Source organism: Pseudomonas sp. TE3895, from assembly GCF_056278855.1.
This window is the reverse complement of sequence record NZ_JBWBQE010000001.1, coordinates 3,355,355-3,373,503: the sequence shown is the minus strand read 5'-3', so window position 1 is coordinate 3,373,503 and position 18,149 is coordinate 3,355,355. Positions and strand designations below refer to the sequence as shown.

Here is an 18,149-nt window from a genome sequence, read left to right as displayed (position 1 = left end):
AATCATGATTCACGGAAAAACCCTGGAAGCCTGGCAACAAAGCCACCCGATCATCGCCGAGCTGGTTGCCCTGAAGCAGACCAGCTGGTTCAACCCTGGTATCGCCAAGGCTGCAGAAGCCCTGCACGACGTGGGCCTGACGGCGGCCGACGTGCAAGCGGCCAGCGCGCGGCTGCAGCGGTTCGCGCCTTACCTGGCCACTGTGTTCCCCGAAACAGCCGCTGCCGGCGGGGTCATCGAGTCGCCTGTCATCCCGCTGCCACAGCTGCGCCGGGTGCTTGTCGAAGAAGGATCACTGCAGAACGCAGGCAGCCTGTGGCTCAAGGCGGACAGTGACCTACCCATCTCCGGTTCGATCAAGGCCCGGGGCGGTATCCATGAAGTGCTCAAGCATGCCGAAGACCTGGCCCTGGCGGCCGGATTGATCACGCCAACGGATGACTACACCAAACTGGCGAGCGACCAGGCCCGCGCATTCTTCAGCCAGTACACGATCGCCGTGGGTTCAACCGGCAACCTGGGGCTGTCGATTGGCATCATGAGCGCCAAGCTGGGTTTTAAGGTGAGCGTGCACATGTCGTCAGACGCCCGGCAATGGAAGAAGGACAAGCTGCGGGCCAACGGCGTGACCGTGGTAGAACACGCGTGCGACTACAGCGTAGCGGTCGAGCAGGGTCGCCAGCAGGCGGCTTCAGACCCCAATTGTTATTTTGTCGACGACGAAAACTCCCCACAGCTGTTTCTCGGCTATGCCGTCGCCGCCGAACGGTTGGCGCGGCAATTCGACCAGGCTGGCATCCAGGTGAACGCAGATCACCCGTTGTTCGTCTACCTGCCGTGCGGCGTAGGGGGCGGCCCGGGCGGTGTCGCATTCGGGCTGAAGCTGGTGTTCGGCGATGCGGTGCACTGCATCTTTGCCGAACCCACCCACTCCCCCTGCATGCTGCTGGGTGTCTATACCGGCCTGCATGATGAAACCTGCGTGCAGGACTTCGGCATCGACAACATCACCGCAGCAGACGGCCTGGCGGTCGGCCGCCCATCAGGGTTTGTCGGCAAAGCCATGCAGCGGCTGATCGATGGTTACTACACCGTGACCGACGAAGAGCTGTACCGCTTGATGGTCATCGCCCATGAGCAGGACAAGGTCAAACTGGAACCCTCTGCCCTGGCCGGCGTACCCGGTATGCTACGGGTGCTGCAAGCCGGCGAGTACCTGGCTCGCCAGGGCTTCACCCCAACCCAGCTGCAGCAGGCTACACACCTCGTCTGGGGAACGGGGGGCAGCATGGTGCCGGAAGATGAGTTCAACGCCTATCTGGCCAAAGGGCGCAGCGTGCAGGCAAACCTGTAACCGCGATCGCCGGTTCGCAGTCATGCAACGGATCATGGAAGCGTTGCACGCTTGCCGTGCTGAATCACATCAGGCACTGCAACGGCGCCGCAAACCAGGTTTGCGGTTCGTGGCGCCGTCGCAGTGCCTCAGGCCATCAGCAAGGAATGCCCGCCAGCGGCCAGACAGGTGCTGGCGTCGCTTTGGCCATGGTGCGTTTTCGCGCCCACTGGGTCAGTGCGGCCATCAGGGCAAAGCCAAGCAGGATCATCACCGGATAGGCCAACAGCAACTCGGTCAGCGAATACTTCCAGGCCAGTGGCCGACCGACGCCCAGCATCGCTGCATATAACCAGGAAACACCTGACAGTGCACCAGAAAACAGGGCAAACATCCGCACGCCTATATTCAGGTCAAGCAAAGAACCGGCCTTGAGCAAGGCAGGTAATACATAACGATGCAACAACATGCCATTGAAGGTCAGGAGCAAGACAATAATGACCTTGGCGTGAAGTTTGGGATTGGCAAAATAACTCATGCCCTTTTCAAGGTAATCGATACCAATGACCGCGGCACCGGTAAGCCACAAGAATATCAAGGCATTGGCAACAGACGCCTGCAATCGCGCCATGTGCTTACCGTCATGGCAGGCCTTTTGATGCCCCTTCAGCAAGTCCCTGACCATCTCGGCGTCACTGGTAAATACCAGGCCGATGGCGATACAACAGGCCAGTAAATGAACATAAATGACCGACAACCGCACCAACTCCATGGATTCTTTCTGCCCGAACAGGCTAATAATTGTATTAAACTCCACGTCGAATTCTCCACGTAATGCATCAGCGCTAGATGGCCTTGCAACAAGCATGCGTACGGCCTGATCGCACTGGGAAGACCAAATTCATATCGTTAATTGAAACAGCGAATGGTTACTCGATTGCGCACAGTGGCTCAACCGTTGAGCCCCGGTTGGGCATGGCGTTACTCCATTGTCAGAGGTAAGAAGCCCCGTGAGCATCCCTGCCATGCAGATCAAGTTGAACGTCCATACGTTCTGGGGAGAGGTGCGAAGTGCGGTGCTGGAAGAACACACTTGCTGGCAAATAGGAACGACTCGCTGGCAAATCGTTCATTTCTTGAGCAAAAGCACCGACCAGCGGTATTTAAAGCCGTATTAGTTAGTTTACTAACTGCTTGCATTCTGACCGAATGGTAAGTTTTAAAGGCCCGTGGATCCAAACTTCGCGACAGGCCATTTAAGTGCTCTATTTCAATGTTCGCAGTTTGTTGGCTGCCACCCCCGAGGCCATTCGGCAGCTAAAGAGGGTGGTTAAAACAGGACCATCGCACAGTCGATGCTCATCGACTAGCTGGCATTGTCTGCTCAGCGGTGAACCGCTACCCAATCAATGCACCAAGAGCAACTGGCTCAACACCGCCCGCAGTTTCCCGGGTTTCACAGGTTTGTTCAGTAGCGGCGCCCCCAATTTCTGCAAGCCCCGCCGGCATTGATCGCTGCGGTCGGCGGTGATGATCACCGCCGGTATGGCAACCGCAAAATGCTCACGCAAATACCTGACCACCTCGCAACCCACCACGCCATGGTCCAGGTGGTAGTCGGCCAGGATCAGTTCCGGGGCCTGCCCCTGCAAGGCCAGCAAGGCACCTGCCTGGTCGGTCGCGGTCACCACTTCGCAGCCCCACTGCCCAAGCAGCGCGCCCATGCTCTCGAGGATGCTCACTTCGTTGTCCAGTACCAACAGGCGGCGGCCCGGTAGCGGGTTGCCGACGCTTGGCAGCGGCACAGCCTGGTGAGCGGCCAGCGGCACCTCTTTACCCAGCGGGACCTCGATGCTGAACACCGAACCACGCCCCGGCCACGAACGTACCTCAATCCGGTAGCCGAGAATCTTGGCAATCCGCTCGACGATGGCCAACCCCAGCCCCACGCCCTTGCGATCCGCTGCGCGGCCGACGTCCAGTTGGTTGAACTCAAGGAAGATCGCCTGTAACCGGTCTTCGGCAATACCCCGCCCGGTATCCCACACTTCCAGCCGCAAATGGCCACCCCGGCGCCTTGCCCCCAGCAAGATCCGGCCTTCGTCGGTGTAGCGGCAGGCGTTGCTGAGGAAGTTGCGCAGGATACGTGTCATCAGCCGCAGGTCAGTGCTGATGGCACAGTCCGGGATGCGCGCATGCAGCTTGAGGCCTTCCGCATCGGCCACTGAGCGGAACTCCGAGACCAGTGGTGCGAACAACTCGTCGAGGCGGTACACGGCCACGTCCGGCTTCACCGCTGCCTGGTCGAGCCGGGAAATGTCCAGCAGGTCGGTCAGCAAATCTTCGGCGCCCTCAAGGGCCTGGTGGGTACGCTCCACCAGCACATGCTCGGCCTCTGGTAATGGCCGCTCGCGCAAGGTCGAAATCAGCAAGCGCGCGGCGTTCAACGGTTGCAGCAGGTCATGGCTGGCGGCGGCGAGGTATTTGTCCTTGCTGCGGTTGGCGGCTTCGGCGGCATCACGCGCCTCCAGCAATTCATCGGTACGCGCAGCGACCCGTTGCTCCAGTTCGTCATTGAGTTGTTGCAGGCGCTGCTGGGCCAGCTTGCGTTCGGTAATGTCGGCGACAAACCCCTCCACCAGCCCTTCATGGCCGGGTTTGAGCAGCAGGTTCATCAGCACATCGAGATGGCTGCCGTCCTTGCGCCGCAGACGGGTTTCGTAGCCGTGCAAGCTGTGCTCACGGGCGAGCACCGCGGTAATGGCCTGCAACTCCTCGGCACCGCCATCAAACAGGTTGGCGGCCAGGTCAGTTAGGGAAAATAGCACCGCTTGCGGGTCGTCATAGCCGAGCATGCGCGCCAGCGCCGGGTTGGCGGCACGCATGCCGTCCTGAAGGCTGGCCTGGAAAATACCGTGCACGGCGTTTTCGAACAGCCATTTGTAACGGTTGCGTTCGGCTTCCAGTTCGTCCAGGCGGGCGGACAGCTCCGGGTAATGGCTTTTGCGCGCCGAGTGGTCACCCAGCCCCAGCAGCCCGGCCAACGCCCGCTGCTGCTCGTCAGAGGGCCTCGCCATAAACGACCTCGACATCACGCTGGCTGGACGCACGGGGGTTGGTGAGGATGCACGGGTCGTCCATCGCGTGTTGCGACAGGAACGGGATATCGGACGTGCGCACCCCGTGCAGGCCCAAGGTTTCATGGAAGCCGATGGCACGCTTCAGGGCAATCAGGTGCTCCACCAGCCGCCCGCAGATCTGCCGGTGATTGAGACCGCGGCAGTCGATACCGAACACCTCGGCGATCACTTTGAAACGCTCCGGCGCCGAGCTGTAGTTGAACGCCACCACGTGCTCCACCAGCACCGCATTGCACAAGCCATGGGGCAAGTCGAGGAAGCCGCCCAGGCTGTGCGACATGGCGTGCACTGCGCCCAGGATCGCATTGGAGAACGCCAGCCCCGCCTGCATGCTGCCGAGCATGATCTTTTCACGCAGTGCAATATCGGTAGGGTTGGCGATCATCTCCACCAGATTGCCATTGATCAGGCGCATGGCTTCCAGCGCATGGGGGTCGGTCAGCGGCCCGTGGCCGGTAGACACGAAGGCCTCGATGGCATGCACCAACGCATCGATGCCGGTACAGGCCGACAGGAACGGGTCCATGCTCAGGGTTGTCTGCGGGTCGATCAGCGACACGTCCGGCACCACCGCCTTGCTGACGATGGAGAACTTCATGCGTTCCTGCTGGTTGGAAATGATCACGAACTGCGACACGTCCGCCGAGGTGCCGGCGGTGGTCGGGATCAGGATCAGCGGCGGGCTGGGCACGCGGATCATGTCCACGCCTTCGAATTCGAGGATGCTGCGCCCATGGGCCACCACGATGCCGATGGCCTTGCCGCAATCCATCGGGCTGCCGCCACCGACGGCGACGATCACGTCACAGTGGTTCTGCCGATAGATTTCGGCGCCGAGCATCACCTCTTCGACCCGCGGGTTGGGTGACACCGCTGTGTACAGGCAGTAGTCGATACCCTGGGCCTGCAGGCTGGCCTCCACATCCGCCACCCAGCCGGCCGCGATCACGCCAGGGTCGCTGACCACCAGTACCTTGCGCGCACCGAAGGTTTTGGCGTAATTGGCCACATTGTGCCGGCAGCCGGCACCAAAGATGATTTCAGGCGATACGAATTTGCGAAGGGGGCTGAAACTCTGGCTCATCGGTAAGCCTGTTCTTATTGTTCTGGAAGATAACCGCCAGCGTAAAGCATCCCACCACGAAAGCAACCAGACCAAAGCGGGGCTACCGGTCATTCTATCCAGGATTTGGCGCGGGCCACCTCCAGAAACGCCAGTACGTCCTCTTCGAGCCCCGGTACATTGGGGAAGCGTTGTGCCAGGCGGTCGATGACCGTTGCCACGGTACTGTGGCCGTCCAGCAGCTCCAGGACCCAGCCGGCACTGGCATTGAGCTCGATGATGCCCCCGGCGTACAACAGCACGTGGCAAGCCTTCTGTGGCTCCCAGTCCAGGCGCAAGCCTCGCCCCAAGGCAAGGGCTTGCTGGCGATCGATGAGGTTCACAGGCGCATACTCCAGGAGGATCCGGCCACCGTGGCGATGGCCGGGCCGTCATCAACGGTTGGCGAAATACATCGTCACTTCGAAGCCAATGCGCAGGTCGGTATAGGCGGGTTTAGTCCACATAGGGCAAGTCCTCTTCTTGTGCCGGAGGATTCCGGTAGAAGCATTAATGCACGGGGGCGGACCGGACCGAATGCTACTTTGGAACGAGCTTGCGGGGTGCGTTGGTACGGGTAGGCCGTTACGTGTGCCGGCCTCTTCGCGGGCAAACCCGCGCCCACAGGTTCTGCACCGGTTCTGGAACCGACGGTGAACCTGTGGGCGAGCCCGCGAAGGCCGCGACGCGGTTTAGAAGAAGCCCAGCGGATTGATGTCGTAGCTCACCAGCAGGTTCTTGGTCTGCTGATAATGGTCAAGCATCATCTTGTGGGTCTCACGGCCAACACCGGACTTCTTGTACCCCCCGAACGCCGCATGCGCCGGGTACAGGTGGTAGCAGTTGGTCCACACACGGCCAGCCTTGATGCCGCGGCCCATGCGGTAAGCGCGGTTGATGTCGCGGGTCCACAGGCCGGCGCCCAGGCCGAATTCACTGTCGTTGGCGATCGCCAGCGCTTCGGCTTCGTCCTTGAAGGTGGTCACGCCCACCACCGGCCCGAAGATTTCTTCCTGGAACACGCGCATCTTGTTGTTGCCCTTGAGCAGGGTTGGCTGAATGTAGTAACCGCTGGCCAGGTCACCCTGCAGCCGCTCGGCACCACCGCCGGTGAGCAGCTGCGCGCCCTCCTCCCGGGCAATCTCCAGGTACGAAAGGATCTTGTCGTACTGTTGCTCGGACGCCTGGGCACCCACCATGGTTTCGGTATCCAGTGGGTTGCCGCGGGTGATCTTGGCGATCTTCTTCATCACCTCGGCCATGAACGGTTCGTAGATCGACTCCTGGATCAGCGCCCGTGACGGGCAGGTGCACACCTCGCCCTGGTTGAAGAACGCCAGCACCAGGCCTTCGGCAGCCTTCTCGATGAACGCCGGCTCGGCCTGCATGATGTCTTCGAAGAAAATGTTCGGCGACTTGCCACCCAGTTCGACGGTGGACGGGATGATGTTCTCGGCCGCGCACTTCATGATGTGTGAGCCCACCGGGGTGGACCCGGTGAACGCGATCTTGGCAATGCGCTTGCTGGTGGCCAGCGCCTCGCCGGCCTCACGGCCAAAGCCCTGGACGATGTTCAGTACGCCTGCCGGCAACAGGTCGGCGATCAGTTCGGCAAAGACGGTAATCGACAGCGGCGTCTGCTCCGCGGGCTTGAGCACCACGCAGTTGCCAGCGGCCAAGGCCGGGGCGAGCTTCCAGGCGGCCATCAGCAGCGGGAAGTTCCACGGGATGATCTGCCCCACCACACCCAGCGGCTCGTGGATGTGATAAGCCACGGTGCCTTCGTTGATCTCGCCTACGCCACCCTCCTGGGCGCGGATGCAACCGGCAAAATAGCGGAAGTGGTCCGCTGCCAGCGGCACGTCGGCATTCAAGGTTTCGCGTATGGCCTTGCCGTTGTCCCAGCTTTCGGTAACCGCCAGCACTTCCAGGTTCTGTTCGATGCGGTCGGCAATTTTCAGCAGTACCCGCGCACGGTCTTGCACCGAGGTCTTGCCCCAGGCTTCGGCGGCGGCATGCGCGGCGTCCAGGGCGCGCTCGACGTCCTGGGCCGTGGAGCGCGGGAATTCGGCAATCGGCTGGCCATTGACCGGCGAGCTGTTGGTGAAGTACTGGCCAGCCAACGGCTGCACGAACTCGCCACCGATGAAGTTGCCATAACGGGGTTTGAAGGATACGACGGCGCCTGGAGTTCCGGGTTGTGCGTAGATCATGCTGAGCCTCTGCGGGTCGGTGCCTGTCCCACGACAGGCGATGCACCGATGGTAAGAAGCCCCGCGTGCCGGGCGAATGCATCGTTGGCAGCGGGGCTCTCGTCATTTGGTAGTAGGGCCGCTTGCCACCGATCAGCGGCAGCAAGCGGCAGTAGGCAGGCGTTATGGCTTGACGCTTGCCGTTTGCTGCAACTGCTTGGGCAACTTGAAGGTCCAGAGCATGCCGCCCTGGTTGAAGTCCTTGACCCGTTTGGCCACTTCGCCGCCCCACAGCGGCACCGCGCCGCCCCAGCCGGAGACCACCGAAACGTATTGCTCACCGTCCATTTCCCAGGTGACGGGCGAGCCGAGCACGCCCGAGCCGGTCTGGAATTCCCAGACCTTGTCGCCGGTCTTGGCGTTGAATGCCTGCAGGAAGCCCTCTGGCGTGCCCGTGAACACCAGGTTGCCCTTGGTGGTCAGCACACCGCCCCACAGCGGCGCGTAGTTCTTGTGGCGCCAAACTTCTTTGCCGCTGACCGGGTCGATGGCGCGCAGCACGCCGATGTAGTCTTCATTGAGCGGCTTGATGGTGAAGCCGGCACCGAGGAACGCCGCACCTTTCTTGTAGGCGATGCCTTCGTTCCAGATGTCCATGCCCCACTCGTTGGACGGCACGTAGAACAGCCCTGTGTCCTTGTTGTAGGCCATCGGCATCCAGTTCTTGGCGCCGAGGAAGGCCGGCGCGACGAACACCGAGCTGCCCTTGGCCTCGCTGCCGGGTGCGCCCGGGCGGCTGGCGTCGTTGTAGATCGGCCGGCCGTCCTTGTCCAGGCCAGTGGCCCAGGTGATCTTGTCAACGAAGGGGAAGCCGCGGATGAACTTGCCGTTGGTGCGATCGAGCACGTAGAAGAAACCGTTGCGGTCGGCCGTGGCGGCAGCCTTGACCTCCTTGCCGCCGTCCTTGTAGTTGAACGAGATCAGCTCGTTGACGCCGTCGAAGTCCCAGCCGTCATGCGGCGTGCTCTGGAAGTGCCACTTGATGGTGCCGTCGTCCGGGTTCAGTGCCAGGCGTGAGGAGGAGTACAGGTTGTCACCGGGGCGCAGGTGCGAGTTCCACGGGGCCGGGTTACCGGTACCAAACAGGATCAGGTTGGTTTCCGGGTCGTAGTAACCACCCAGCCACGGCGCGGCGCCGCCGGTCTTCCACAGGTCGCCAGGCCAGGTCTTGCCCGCCTCACCGCCGGAAATACCGTTCTCGATCGCCTTGCCGTCCTTGTACACATAGCCCATGTGCCCTTCCACGGTGGGGCGCATCCACAGCAGCTCGCCGTTCTCCGGGTTGTACGCCTGGATCTTGCCCACCACGCCGAACTCGCCACCGGCAACGCCCGTGATCAGCTTGCCATTGACGATCATCGGCGCGGCACTGATGGAGTAGCCTTCTTTGTGGTCGGCAACCTTCTTGCTCCAGACCACCTTGCCGGTGTCCTTGTTCAGGGCCACCAGCTTGGCGTCCAGCGTGCCGAAGAACACCAGGTTGCCGTACAGTGCGACGCCGCGGTTGATCACGTCGCAGCAAGGGCGGATGTCATCCGGCAGACGTGCATCGTATTGCCACAGTTTCTTGCCGGTGCGGGCGTCCACGGCGAACACCCGCGAGTAGGAGCCGGTCAGGTACATCACCCCGTCCTTGATCAGCGGCTGGGCCTGCTGGCCGCGCTGCTTCTCCCCGCCGAAGGAAAACGCCCAGACCGGGCGCAGCTCCTTGACGTTATTGACATTGAGCAGGTCCAGCGGGCTGTAGCGCTGGCCCTGGACGCCCAGGCCATTGGTCACGATCTGCTGCGGGTTCTTCGGGTCCTGGAGGATTTCTTCATTGCTGACAGCGGCGTGCGCCGCGCCGGCAAGCAGCATGGCGCTGAGCACCAGGCTCACGGCGAACAAGGGGCGACGTGGGGATCGGGTCATGACGGCTACCTTTGGTTTTTTTGTTGTGCCCGGGAAAATTTCCCGGTGTGCCGGGAATTCTTGGTCCCGACCCGATTGCCAACAATTGCCCGCAGTGCGGAGTTTTCTAGTTCCTTGGTAGGGGCCTGAGCGATGGACGGGGGCAGCCATAGAGCGCGGCACGGACGGCGCGGGGGCTCACAGGCACCGTAAATGTCATGGCAAGCGCTGCAACTGCTGGCGCTCGTAACGCGGGTACAGGTGGCTGACACTGCGGATCAGCTCATAACGCGTCAGGCTGATCCCGGCAAACCGTTCGGGAATGGGGCTGCGGATCATCTCAGCCATGTCGTCACCGCGCGCCGCGCCATCACGCATCAGGCCATCGAGCCAGCCCAGGTAGTCACGCATCTGCACGAACGGCTGCGCATCACCGGCCAACGGGCCATGCCCGGGTACAAGCTGTTTCCAGGGCAGTGCCTGCAGGGTATCCAGGTCCTTGAGCCACACGTCCAGCCCCGGGCTGTTGGGCGTGGTCAGGGCGCGTTCGTAGAACACCAGATCGCCGGCAAACAGCACGCCGGTCTTTTCATCGAAAATCGCCAGGTCGGCACCCGTATGCCCGCCCAGTCCCAGCAACCTCAGGCGGTGCCCACCCACCTCATGCACGCCCGGCTGCAGCACCCGGGTCGGCAGCACCACCTCGGTACCGCGCATCCAGTCGCCGACCAGGCGATACATGTTCTCGGCCATGGCATCGCCTTGCTGGCGCAGCAGGTCGCGGGTGCCGGCCAGGGCACCGATCGGCACATCGGCAAAGGCTTGGTTGCCCAGCACATGGTCAGGATGATGATGGGTCAGCAGCACCTCCACTACCGGCTTGTCGGTGAGGGTAGCAATTGCCTTGCGTAATGCCTCGCCATAGCCCTTCGACGGCCCGCTGTCGATCACCACCACACCGCTGTCGGTGACGATGAACGCGGTGTTGACCACATTGCCGCCATTGGCCTTGGCGAAATTGTCGGTGCTGCCTTCCAGCAACCAGGTGCCCTCGGCGATCTGCCGGGGGGTAAGCCGGTACGCCAGATCAGCCTGGGCCGGCAGCCCCAGGCACAGCAGCAACAGCAGGATCCAACGCATGGCGGTGCCTCGGGTCAGGGTGAAATCAGACAACGCGCTCAGGGCAGCGCCGCCTCGAACTGGTTGCCGCTGTTGTCCTGCAACAGCAGCCGTGTTGGCCCAGGGCCCTGAATGTCAAAGCCCAGGTTGGGGTTTTCGCTGACCGCCGGGTACAGCTCCAGGCTGGCCAGGCGCTGGCCATCTGCACCTTGCAACTCGGCATGGTTGAGAAAGAATTCAGGAATGCCGCTGACCAGGCCGTTATCCATCGGGTGGGCCACCTGCAGGCGCAGGCGGCTGCTGTCGCCACGCGGGTAGCGCCCGCCCAGCACCTCCCCGAGGTGCTCCTCCCAGCCGGGCTGGGTGCGCACCACGCTGGGTGCGGTACAACCGCCGCCGGCAGCATCGATCAGGGTCGAACCGACGTGCCACAGGCCATCGCGTGTCAGTACGGCGGCGCGCAACGGTGTGGCCTGTTCGATGCGGATGCGGATCGACAACCAGGGCAACACGCGCTCGCCGGGCTGAAAGTCGACGATGCGCGGCAGAGGGTTCAGTTCTGCCCAGGCGATAATCCGCACCACATCGCCCGTGAACGCCCGGGCGTCGATCTCCAGCGGTACCTGCCGTGCATCCTCGGCAAAGGGCGGCGCCAGAAGCTTCACACGGTCATCGAACACGAACGCCGCCTGCCCCAGCAACTGCTTGTGGTAGAAGTCCCACATCACAGAAGGCACCGGGTCTGTGTGGGTGCCTTGTGTCGCAGCCTGGGCGGCCCAGGGCATCCAGCAGGCCAGCAGGAAAGTTGCTCGCCAGTTCATGGCCACTCCTATTGATACATCTCCGGGACCTCGTAACGCAGGCCGTATGCGGCATACATCGCCTTGAGCCGGCCATCGCGAATCATCGCTTCCATGGCCTCCTCCACGGCATAGGCCAGCTGCCGGTTGCTTTCATGTACGGCCATGCCGATTTCCCAGGCCTGTTTGCCAAGGTTCGGGTAAGCGTTTTCTGCCAGGGCCAGTTGCGGGTCGGCGGCCTGGTGCAGCTGCCAGTCAACCTCGCCGCGCATCGCCATCACTGCGTCCACCTGGCCGGCCTGCATGGCAGCGAAAGCTTGCTGCACGCTGGGGTAATGGTGGGTCCTGGCGCTGAGCATGCCGTTGAACACCGATGTCAGGTAGAACGACGGCACGCTGTCCACCTCGACCCCGATAGGATGCTGCTGGAATACCGCGACACTGGCCACCGAGGCCAGGCGACGGCGATCGTAGGCCACCTGCCAACGCTCCTGCTGATAGGGGCCGAACATCACCACCTGGGCGTTTTCCAGCTCCCCCAGCTCGTTGCGCCGCTGCGCGTAGGCGCGATCGTAAGGCACCCGCATCATCAGGTCGGCCAATTGCTGATGACGCAGCGGGCTGCCACGCCAGATGTAGTCGCGCAGGTCATCGTCGAGCTTTTCTCCGGGTGGCGCCCAGATCAGTTGCAGGCGTACCCCCAAGGCCGTGGCCAGGGCCTGCGCCAGCTCCACATCGACACCACGCGGCTGGCCGTGGTCCTGGAAACTGTAGGGGGCGAAATCCTTGTACACTGCCACCTTGAGCTCGCCGGCGGCGATGATCGCGTCATAGTTGCGCACCTGCGCCTGGGCCGCCGCGCAACACAGCAGCAGGCCACTCAACAGCACCGCCCACAGACGCATGGCCGTCACTCCTCGACGTGCACGCTGTCGAGGTAGGTGCGCACCGCCCACAGGGCTTCCTGGCTGAGGTAGTCGGCCATCTTCGGCATGTACACGCGGCCGTCGCGAACCGCGCCGTGGCGTACCCGCTCGACGAACCATTCATCGCCGGCATCACCCGCATCGAGCATGCGCAAGTCAGGGGCGATACCACCCGACTTGGCCTCCAGGCCATGACAGGCAGCGCAGTTCTGGTTGTAGGCCGAGGCGCCGATTTCCACGGCCTTTTCGTGCTCGGGCGAGCTGCGGTACGGGTTGACCGCGGCCCAGCCGTCGCCGTCCAGGCTCACGCCAGTGTCCTTGATCGGGGTCAGGCCCTTGGTCTCCACTGCCTGGGGCACCACGTTGCCATGGGCCCAGGCTGTACCGGTCAGCACGGCTGCGGCCAGCAACCCAGCAGCCAGCAACACATTGCATTTTGTTGTCATTGTTATGCCCTCACCATTGCACACAAAGCCTCAACCACAGAGGCCGTGCCGCCATCTTAGAAACAGCCCGCGGGTGGCCGAATGCTGCTTTGGTGGCCGGGCCTTAATCCCTTGGTAGTAGGGCTTGTGGCGAAGGGCCAATTGAGGTGCCGTGCGGGAACTATTCCCGGCAAGGGCGGGACTTTTTCCGTATCCCGCGATGGCCGCTGCGCCCCACCCTGTGCAGGCCAAAACCTCCACTGGGAACTGCAACCATGACAATAAGATCGCTACCCGCCCTTTCCCCGCTGGCCCTGAGCGTGCGCGTCCTGCTGATAGCCGGTAGCCTGGCCCTGGGCAATGTGGCAACAGCGGCCAGCACACCCGCTGCACCTGCCGGCAAGAACGTCACCTGGGAAGACATCGCCAATGACCACCTGACCACCCAGGACGTGCTGCAGTACGGCATGGGCACCAATGCCCAGCGCTGGAGCCCGCTGGCCCAGGTCAATGACAAGAACGTGTTCAAGCTGACCCCGGCCTGGTCCTACTCCTTCGGCGACGAGAAGCAGCGCGGCCAGGAATCCCAGGCCATCGTCAGCGATGGCGTGGTCTACGTCACCGGCTCGTACTCGCGGGTATTCGCCCTCGATGCCAAGACCGGCAAACGCCTGTGGACCTACAACCACCGCCTGCCCGACAACATTCGTCCCTGCTGCGACGTGGTCAACCGCGGGGCGGCGATCTACGGCGACAAGATCTACTTTGGCACCCTCGATGCGCGTGTCATCGCCCTCGACAAGCGCACCGGCAAAGTGGTGTGGAACAAGAAGTTCGGCGACCACAGCGCCGGCTACACCATGACCGGTGCGCCAGTGCTGATCAAGGACAAGACCAGCGGCAAGGTGCTGCTGATCCACGGCAGCTCCGGCGATGAATTCGGCGTGGTCGGCCAGCTGTTCGCACGCGACCCGGACACCGGTGAAGAAGTGTGGATGCGGCCCTTCGTCGAGGGCCACATGGGCCGCCTGAACGGCAAGGACAGCACCCCGACCGGTGACGTCAAGGCGCCGTCCTGGCCAGACGACCCAACCACCGAAACCGGCAAGGTCGAAGCCTGGAGCCACGGCGGCGGAGCCCCTTGGCAAAGCGCGAGCTTCGACCCCGAAACCAACACCATCATTGTCGGCGCTGGCAACCCCGGCCCTTGGAATACCTGGGCGCGCACGTCGAAAGACGGCAACCCGCATGACTTCGACAGCCTGTACACCTCCGGCCAGGTCGGCGTCGACCCGAGTACCGGCGAGGTCAAGTGGTTCTACCAGCACACCCCCAACGATGCCTGGGACTTCTCCGGCAACAACGAGCTGGTGCTGTTCGACTACAAGGACAAGAACGGCAACGTGGTCAAGGCCACCGCCCACGCCGACCGCAACGGCTTCTTCTATGTGGTCGACCGCAACAACGGCAAGCTGCAGAACGCCTTCCCCTTCGTCGACAACATCACCTGGGCCAGCCATATCGACCTGAAGACCGGCCGCCCGGTGGAAAACCCCGGCCAACGCCCGGCCAAGCCGCTGCCGGGTGAAACCAAGGGCAAGCCGGTGGAAGTCTCGCCACCGTTCCTGGGCGGCAAGAACTGGAACCCCATGGCCTACAGCCAGGACACCGGGCTGTTCTACATCCCCGGCAACCAGTGGAAAGAGGAATACTGGACCGAGGAAGTGAACTACAAGAAGGGCTCGGCTTATCTGGGCATGGGCTTCCGTATCAAGCGCATGTACGACGACCACGTCGGCACGTTGCGCGCCATGGACCCGTCCACCGGCAAACTGGTGTGGGAACACAAGGAGCACCTGCCGCTGTGGGCCGGGGTGCTGGCAACCAAGGGCAACCTGGTGTTCACCGGTACCGGCGACGGCTTCTTCAAGGCCTTCGACGCCAAAACGGGCAAAGAGCTGTGGAAGTTCCAGACCGGCAGCGGCATCGTCTCGCCGCCCATCACCTGGGAACAGGACGGCGAGCAGTACATCGGCGTGACCGTGGGCTACGGCGGTGCAGTACCACTGTGGGGCGGCGACATGGCCGAGCTGACCAAGCCGGTGGCTCAGGGTGGCTCGTTCTGGGTGTTCAAGATCCCGAGCTGGGACAACAAGACTGCACAGCGTTGACCTGCAGCGGGGAGCGGCCTGCGCCCCTCCCCGTTTCTGCCCTTCTCCTGCCCAGAGGCTTTTGCCATGAATTACCTGCCCTTGACCTTGCTGCTGGCGCTATCCCCTGCCCTGGCAGTGAACGCCGACGACACTGGCAACGATACCCCCTTGACCATCAACGGCTGTGTGATTGCCGAAGCCAGCCAGTGCCCGGGGGCCAACCTGCGCGGCGCCAACCTGGCCAACCAGGACCTGCGCAAGATGAACCTCGCCGGTGCCGACCTGCGCGATGCCGACCTGCGTCACGCCCAGCTGGACCTGGCAAATCTGGAAAAAGCCCGCCTGCAAGGTGCCAACCTGACCCGCGCCAGCCTCCAACAGAGCAATCTGCGCCTGGCCGACCTGAGCAACAGCAAGCTGGTGGCCATTCAAGGCTGGGGCTTGTTCGCCCAGGGCGCACAGTTTGAAAAGGCGGACCTGCGCGCAGCCTACCTGCAGTTCGCCAGGCTGTCCGGGGCAAAGCTGCAGCAGGCCAACTTGCAGGCGGCGGACCTGGAGATGGCCTGGTTGAGCAAGGCCGACCTGCAAGCGGCCAACCTGGGCGATGCCAACCTGCAGGAGGCCAAGTTTGGCCAGAGCAACCTGGCACACGCCGATTTGCGCGGGGCGCGGCAGCATTACGGGAATTTTCAGGAGGCCAACATGGAGGGGTGCAAGGGGTGCCCTGAAACCTGGGACAAATGAGCGGCCTGTAGGCGCGGGTTCACCCGCGAAAGGGCCGGGCCTGCTGGCCAATTTCCACCCGCCGTTCACTGTTGCTGCCGCCACCGTATTCGCGGGTAAACCCGCTCCTACACACACAGATCGGGGGTGGACACATGTCGGGGGCTGGACACATTCCGTTGTGCGCGGAGGGCTGCGACGCAGCCCCAACAGGTGCAATGAAATACCTCACCCCGCCACCCGCACCACCCCCAGGTCAATCCCCAGATGCACCAGTTCGGCATGCGAGCTCACCTGCAACTTGCTCTTGAGCAAGGTCAGGTGGTTGGACACGGTCTTGGCACTGATACACAACTGCTCGGCAATCACCCGCGCCGGGGTACCCTTGGCCAGCATCGTGAATATCTCCAGTTCGCGCTGGGTCATGCGCTGCAACCGGGGGTCACTGGTGCTTTGCTGTGACAGGCAAGCCAGCTGGGTGGCCAGGGGCTGCTCGATGTAGGCATGCCCGGCCAACACCCGCTGCACCGCCTCGATCAGCACCTCAGGCGCCGAGTTCTTGGTCAGGTAGCCCGAGGCCCCCGCATCCAGCGCCTGGCGCACCAGCGGCAGTTCATCGTGCATGCTGAAAAACAGCACCCGCAATTGCGGCAGGCGCTGGCGCAGGCGCCGGGTGGTTTCCAGGCCACTGATACCGGGCAGGCCAAAGTCCATGATCACCAGGTTGGGCACCTGCTCCTGTACCCTGGCCAGCGCCTCTTCACCACTGGCGGCCTCACGCACCTGCACCAATGGCAGCACCGCCCGCAGCAAGCTGGCGTAGCCTTGGCGGACCACGGCGTGGTCATCGACCAACACGATATTCATCGCACCTCCTCGGGAATGTTAAGGGCCAGCGCCCAGCCACCGCCCGGGCGGCTGAAAATGCGTAACTCCCCCCCAAGGCTGCGGGCGCGCTCGGCCATCGAGTGCAGGCCTACCCCTGGGCGCTGGGGCTGGCACCCGCCGCAGCCGTTGTCGCGAATGAACAGGCGCAAGCCCTTGGTACTGCGCTGCAGGCGCACCCGCACCTGGCTGGCACCGGCATGCCGGGCGACGTTGGTCAACGCCTCCTGCAGCAAGCGGTACAAATGCGTTCTGCTCGGCCCAGGCAGCGCCGGCAAGTGCTCGCCAACCCGCAGCCGGCATTCGATGCCCTGGCTGGCCTGCCACTGGCTCACCAACAGCCCGAAGGCCTCGGCCAGCGGCATGTAGTGCAGCGCCACCGGATACAAGTTGTGCACCAGCGCGCGAAAACCTTGCTGCAGGCGCTCGCAATTGAATTCAAGGGCCTGCGCCGTCTGCGTCACCACTTCAGGCTGTTCGGCCACCATACGCAGCAGGTATAGCTGGGCACGCATGCCTGCCAGGTATTGCCCCAGATCATCGTGCAGGGTCTGCGCCAGCTGTGTACGCTCCTGCTCCTGCACTGCCAGCAGGGCCTGGGTCAGTTGGGTATTGTCGGCCTGGGCCTGCTCCAGGGCTGCGGCCATGCGGTTGAAGTGTTTGGCCAGCTGGCGCGCTTCCGGCAGGCCGGCTTCGCGCAGGCGTGCCGTCAATTGCCCGCCTGAAACCTGATGCAAGGCGCCCAGCAGCTCATCCAGCAGGCCCATGGCCCGCCGTACCGCCCAGCGGATGGTCAACAAGCTCAGCAACAACGCCAGGCCACAAACGACAAGCAGTTGTTGCAGGGAGTCCCAGACTTCATCGATTTCATCCCGCGCATCCACGGCAATCAACACGCGGCGGCCATCACTCAAGTCCAGCAGCCGGCTGCTGTGGTAGCGCTCGCCGAACAACTGGCGGCCGAGCCAGGCATCCATACCGGCCTCTTGCGGCAGCCTTGGCACCTCACCCGCTGCCAGCCAATGCACCCGCACATGGCGCAGGCTCTTGGTCAAGCCGGGCTGCAGGTTTGCCGGGTCGCGTTCGGCGGTGTCGCCCAGGTATGCCACCACGGCTTCGGCTGACTGCAACTCACGCTCGACGTCGGCCACCGCCTGGTGCAACAGCACCCCGGCACAAGCCAGCGTCACCAAGGCGAAGCATAACGTGACCCAGAGGTTGACTCGCCACAGGGCCGACAAGTTGACAAGGCGCACAAGCGGTTCTCCTCAGGCCGTTGTGGACCATCGTAAAACTGCGGCCCCCGCACTGAATTACTACCTTGGTACCGGCCGAGCGCTACTTTCTGCATATTCCCCCCTCCCGGCGGGCTTCCTATGCTGGCGCCATCTGCCGTGGAGT

Annotated in this window: 16 protein-coding genes; 3 read left to right on the top strand and 13 right to left on the bottom strand. The window is 63.0% G+C overall.

Going from position 1 to position 18,149, the window contains the following annotated elements; translation table 11 throughout:
- Window positions 1-4 precede the first annotated feature (4 nt).
- Entirely contained in the window at window positions 5-1,354 is a 1,350-nt protein-coding gene (locus ACZ889_RS15130) for a D-serine ammonia-lyase (RefSeq protein WP_180688269.1), read from the top strand.
- Window positions 1,355-1,490: 136 nt separating this feature from the next.
- Here ACZ889_RS15130 and ACZ889_RS15125 read toward each other — a convergent pair whose 3' ends face one another.
- The 11 genes from ACZ889_RS15125 to pedF form a co-directional block, all read right to left on the bottom strand.
- Window positions 1,491-2,105, bottom strand: a complete 615-nt coding sequence (locus ACZ889_RS15125) for a hypothetical protein (RefSeq protein ID WP_121783333.1) — start codon at window positions 2,103-2,105, stop codon at window positions 1,491-1,493.
- 634 nt (window positions 2,106-2,739) lie between these two features.
- The gene (locus ACZ889_RS15120) at window positions 2,740-4,410 is read right to left on the bottom strand and encodes a PAS domain-containing hybrid sensor histidine kinase/response regulator (protein WP_104961963.1); all 1,671 of its coding nucleotides are present in this window, start codon (window positions 4,408-4,410) and stop codon (window positions 2,740-2,742) included.
- The gene (gene ercA / locus ACZ889_RS15115; protein ID WP_004576476.1) at window positions 4,394-5,557 is read right to left on the bottom strand and encodes an alcohol dehydrogenase-like regulatory protein ErcA; all 1,164 of its coding nucleotides are present in this window, start codon (window positions 5,555-5,557) and stop codon (window positions 4,394-4,396) included. Before ercA ends, ACZ889_RS15120 begins: the two co-directional genes overlap by 17 nt.
- An 89-nt stretch (window positions 5,558-5,646) precedes the next feature.
- Window positions 5,647-5,919 carry a pyrroloquinoline quinone biosynthesis peptide chaperone PqqD gene (gene pqqD / locus ACZ889_RS15110; protein WP_180688271.1) on the bottom strand — a complete coding sequence of 91 codons (273 nt, stop codon included), beginning with the start codon at window positions 5,917-5,919 and terminating at the stop codon, window positions 5,647-5,649.
- 51 nt (window positions 5,920-5,970) lie between these two features.
- Window positions 5,971-6,042 carry a pyrroloquinoline quinone precursor peptide PqqA gene (gene pqqA, locus ACZ889_RS15105; protein WP_003243383.1) on the bottom strand — a complete coding sequence of 24 codons (72 nt, stop codon included), beginning with the start codon at window positions 6,040-6,042 and terminating at the stop codon, window positions 5,971-5,973.
- Window positions 6,043-6,267: 225 nt separating this feature from the next.
- Window positions 6,268-7,788 (bottom strand): acetaldehyde dehydrogenase ExaC, encoded by a 1,521-nt coding sequence (exaC, locus tag ACZ889_RS15100; protein ID WP_003254088.1) that lies wholly within the window; start codon window positions 7,786-7,788, stop codon window positions 6,268-6,270.
- A 162-nt stretch (window positions 7,789-7,950) separates the two neighbouring features.
- Complete coding sequence (gene pedH / locus ACZ889_RS15095) at window positions 7,951-9,738, bottom strand: PQQ-dependent alcohol dehydrogenase PedH (protein ID WP_010953598.1); 1,788 nt, start codon at window positions 9,736-9,738, stop codon at window positions 7,951-7,953.
- Between the two features lie 195 nt (window positions 9,739-9,933).
- Window positions 9,934-10,857 carry a quinoprotein relay system zinc metallohydrolase 1 gene (locus ACZ889_RS15090; protein ID WP_004576474.1) on the bottom strand — a complete coding sequence of 308 codons (924 nt, stop codon included), beginning with the start codon at window positions 10,855-10,857 and terminating at the stop codon, window positions 9,934-9,936.
- A 38-nt stretch (window positions 10,858-10,895) separates the two neighbouring features.
- Window positions 10,896-11,657 (bottom strand): quinoprotein dehydrogenase-associated SoxYZ-like carrier, encoded by a 762-nt coding sequence (locus ACZ889_RS15085; protein WP_047603008.1) that lies wholly within the window; start codon window positions 11,655-11,657, stop codon window positions 10,896-10,898.
- 8 nt (window positions 11,658-11,665) lie between these two features.
- The gene (locus ACZ889_RS15080; RefSeq protein ID WP_012052781.1) at window positions 11,666-12,541 is read right to left on the bottom strand and encodes a substrate-binding periplasmic protein; all 876 of its coding nucleotides are present in this window, start codon (window positions 12,539-12,541) and stop codon (window positions 11,666-11,668) included.
- A 5-nt stretch (window positions 12,542-12,546) separates the two neighbouring features.
- On the bottom strand, window positions 12,547-13,008 hold the full coding sequence (gene pedF / locus ACZ889_RS15075) for a cytochrome c-550 PedF (RefSeq protein ID WP_014860448.1): 462 nt from the start codon (window positions 13,006-13,008) through the stop codon (window positions 12,547-12,549).
- 254 nt (window positions 13,009-13,262) lie between these two features.
- On the opposite strand from pedF, the gene exaA reads away from it, so the two are divergent.
- Together exaA and ACZ889_RS15065 are read left to right on the top strand one after the other, a co-directional pair.
- On the top strand, window positions 13,263-15,158 hold the full coding sequence (gene exaA, locus ACZ889_RS15070; protein ID WP_033726729.1) for a quinoprotein ethanol dehydrogenase: 1,896 nt from the start codon (window positions 13,263-13,265) through the stop codon (window positions 15,156-15,158).
- 66 nt (window positions 15,159-15,224) lie between these two features.
- Window positions 15,225-15,884, top strand: coding sequence for a pentapeptide repeat-containing protein (locus ACZ889_RS15065; RefSeq protein ID WP_476257521.1), 660 nt, complete (start codon window positions 15,225-15,227; stop codon window positions 15,882-15,884).
- A 207-nt stretch (window positions 15,885-16,091) separates the two neighbouring features.
- Here ACZ889_RS15065 and ACZ889_RS15060 read toward each other — a convergent pair whose 3' ends face one another.
- The gene (locus ACZ889_RS15060) at window positions 16,092-16,730 is read right to left on the bottom strand and encodes a response regulator (RefSeq protein WP_003254098.1); all 639 of its coding nucleotides are present in this window, start codon (window positions 16,728-16,730) and stop codon (window positions 16,092-16,094) included.
- Complete coding sequence (locus ACZ889_RS15055) at window positions 16,727-18,004, bottom strand: HAMP domain-containing sensor histidine kinase (RefSeq protein ID WP_180688274.1); 1,278 nt, start codon at window positions 18,002-18,004, stop codon at window positions 16,727-16,729. The genes ACZ889_RS15060 and ACZ889_RS15055 overlap by 4 nt, the downstream gene beginning before the upstream one ends.
- Window positions 18,005-18,149 lie beyond the last annotated feature (145 nt).

Coding starts and splice junctions, on each gene's coding strand:
- ACZ889_RS15080 (WP_012052781.1), bottom strand. CDS start 12,541: ATGCGTCTGTGGGCGGTGCTGTTGAGTGGCCTGCTGCTGTGTTGCGCG.
- ercA (WP_004576476.1), bottom strand. CDS start 5,557: ATGAGCCAGAGTTTCAGCCCCCTTCGCAAATTCGTATCGCCTGAAATC.
- ACZ889_RS15090 (WP_004576474.1), bottom strand. CDS start 10,857: ATGCGTTGGATCCTGCTGTTGCTGCTGTGCCTGGGGCTGCCGGCCCAG.
- ACZ889_RS15060 (WP_003254098.1), bottom strand. CDS start 16,730: ATGAATATCGTGTTGGTCGATGACCACGCCGTGGTCCGCCAAGGCTAC.
- exaC (WP_003254088.1), bottom strand. CDS start 7,788: ATGATCTACGCACAACCCGGAACTCCAGGCGCCGTCGTATCCTTCAAA.
- ACZ889_RS15130 (WP_180688269.1), top strand. CDS start 5: ATGATTCACGGAAAAACCCTGGAAGCCTGGCAACAAAGCCACCCGATC.
- ACZ889_RS15125 (WP_121783333.1), bottom strand. CDS start 2,105: ATGGAGTTGGTGCGGTTGTCGGTCATTTATGTTCATTTACTGGCCTGT.
- ACZ889_RS15085 (WP_047603008.1), bottom strand. CDS start 11,657: ATGAACTGGCGAGCAACTTTCCTGCTGGCCTGCTGGATGCCCTGGGCC.
- pedF (WP_014860448.1), bottom strand. CDS start 13,008: ATGACAACAAAATGCAATGTGTTGCTGGCTGCTGGGTTGCTGGCCGCA.
- pedH (WP_010953598.1), bottom strand. CDS start 9,738: ATGACCCGATCCCCACGTCGCCCCTTGTTCGCCGTGAGCCTGGTGCTC.
- exaA (WP_033726729.1), top strand. CDS start 13,263: ATGACAATAAGATCGCTACCCGCCCTTTCCCCGCTGGCCCTGAGCGTG.
- ACZ889_RS15120 (WP_104961963.1), bottom strand. CDS start 4,410: ATGGCGAGGCCCTCTGACGAGCAGCAGCGGGCGTTGGCCGGGCTGCTG.
- ACZ889_RS15065 (WP_476257521.1), top strand. CDS start 15,225: ATGAATTACCTGCCCTTGACCTTGCTGCTGGCGCTATCCCCTGCCCTG.